Below are 2,268 nucleotides of genomic sequence, written 5' to 3'. Positions count from 1 at the left end.
CCGCCGCCGCGGACGGACTCCCCGACTCCCTCTGGTTCGACCAGCCGGCCGCCGCCGCCCTCACGGTCGCGAACGGCCGCTTCACCGACGGCCTCGGCCGCGAGGTCGTGCTGCGCGGCTACAACGTCTCCGGCGAGACCAAGCTGGAGGAGAACAGCGGACTGCCCTTCGCGTCGGTCGCCGACGCGACGAAGTCCGCGACGGCGCTGCGTGCCCTGGGCGGCGGCAACTCCGTGCGCTTCCTGTTCTCCTGGGCGCACGCCGAACCGGTCCTCGGCCAGGTCGACAGCGCCTATCTCGCCGCGGCCACCGACCAGATGCGCGCCTTCCTCGACGCGGGCATCCGTGTCTTCCCCGACTTCCACCAGGACCTCTACTCCCGGTACCTCTTCAACCCGGGAAGCTGGTACTCGGGCGACGGCGCCCCTAAATGGGCGGTGACCGCGGGCGGTTACCCGCGGGAGTCCTGTGGCATCTGCCTGTTCTGGGGCCAGAACATCACCCAGAACAACGCCGTCAAGGCCGCGCAGTACGACTTCTGGCACAACGCCTACGGGGTCCAGGACGCCTTCCTCGCCACGGCCCAGGCCACGATGACGTACGTCCGGCAGCACCTGACCACGGCCGAGTTCGGGGGCGTCGCCGGTTTCGACCCGTACAACGAGCCCTACGCGGGCAGTTACGACTCGGGCCAGACGAGCCGCACCTGGGAACGCGACCTGCTCTGGCCGTTCTACGGCAGGTTCCGGGCCCGCATGGACGCGGCCGGCTGGCAGGACAAGCCCGCCTTCGTGGAACCGAACCTCTTCTGGAACGCCAACATCTCCTCCCAGAAGCAGGAGGGCGGGCTGCTCGACGCGGGCACCCTCGGTCCGCGCTATGTGTTCAACACCCACTTCTACGACCAGAAGGCCATCTCGGGCATCCTCATGTGGGGCAAGGCGTCGGACGGCCAGTACGCGAGCGACTTCGCGACAGTCCGGGACCGGGCCTCGGCCGCCGGGACCACGGCCGTCGTCAGTGAGTTCGGCCATCCGCTCTCCGGCACGGTCTCGGACAAGGCCCCGACCGTCGACAAGGCGATGTACCAGGCCCTCGACTCCCGCCTGCCCGGCTCCGGCTGGTGGACCGGGGCGGCGTCCTCGGGGCCGGTCCTGTCCGGTACCCAGTGGCAGTGGGACATCTACAGCGGCCGTCACCACGAGCTGATGAACGACAACCCTGGCAAGGTTCTGACCTCGGGCGACGCCTGGAACGACGAGGACCTCTCCGCCGTGCGCCTCGACGACTCGGGCACGGCCGTACTGCGCCAGGACGCCCGGCTCCTCGACCGGCTGTACCCCGGCGCCACCGCCGGCTCCACCCTCGCCTTCACCTACGAGGACCGCTCCCGCGACGGCTCCACCACGCTGACCTGGAACCCGGTGCCCTCGACCCTGCCCCAGGTCTCCCAACTGGTGGGAACGGGTCAGTACGGCCTCCTCGTCTGGCGCTCCGCCGGCGGGTCCGCGCCCACCGAACTCCATCTGCCGGCCTCGTTCCCCACCTCGGCCACGACCGTGGTGTCCGATCTCGGCGCGCTGGTCTCCCCGCCCGCCTACACCACGACGACGCCCGTGGCCGTGGCTCCCGAGCCGGGCGGGACCGGAAGCCGGCGCCTCCTGCTCACCGCGTCCGGCTCGGGAACCGTGCACTACGCGCTGGTCACGAACGGGGCCGGCGCTCCGTCCGCCGCCCTGCTGAACGGTGCCCGGACCGAACTGGCCGCCTGGGCCGCCGCGCGGTTCGGCTGAGCGTCGGTCAACTACCGGACGGATCATTCCAGTTGGCCTCCACATGGCCGAGCCGGACCCGCTGGGGGTGGTCGCCGACCGGTACCGACACCGTCTTCAGCCCGGTGGCGAAGTCGATGGCGGTGACCTGGTCGGCGCCGCTCTCGGAGACGACACAGTCCTTGCCGTCGCCGCTCACCGTCGCCCAGTACGGCTTGGAGGCGGGGATCAGCGGCCCCTCCTGAAGGGTCGCGCGGTCGACGACCGTCGCGTAGTCGTCCATCGTCCCCGCGACGCACAGCGCGGTGCCCGACGGGTTCATCGAAATGCCGTGGTGGCGCGAGTCGTTGACCCAGGTCGTGCGGTCGCTGCTCGTGGCGGGGTTCTTCGGGAGGGTCTTCACCCGGGTGATCCTGTCGGTGGCTCACGCTCTCGCGCACGGCGTCCCAGGCAGGTGCTCGGTGACCGAGCGTGTTCCAGTCCTGCGGATCGGGCA

General features: G+C 70.7%; 1 protein-coding gene and 1 pseudogene. One reads left to right on the top strand and one right to left on the bottom strand.

The window, feature by feature from the left end; all coding sequences use genetic code 11:
• A partial coding sequence (locus ACWEBX_RS39325; RefSeq protein ID WP_451889500.1) for a cellulase family glycosylhydrolase occupies nt 1–1,793 on the top strand: 1,793 nt, incomplete at its 5' end.
• Between the two features lie 7 nt (nt 1,794–1,800).
• On the opposite strand, the pseudogene ACWEBX_RS39320 reads toward ACWEBX_RS39325, so the two are convergent.
• Nucleotides 1,801–2,196: pseudogene (locus tag ACWEBX_RS39320) on the bottom strand (YncE family protein); the annotation flags it as partial.
• Between the last annotated feature and the right edge of the window lie 72 nt (nt 2,197–2,268).

The organism is Streptomyces sp. NPDC005070 (assembly GCF_053600395.1).
This window is presented reverse-complemented; position numbering and strand designations above follow the sequence as displayed.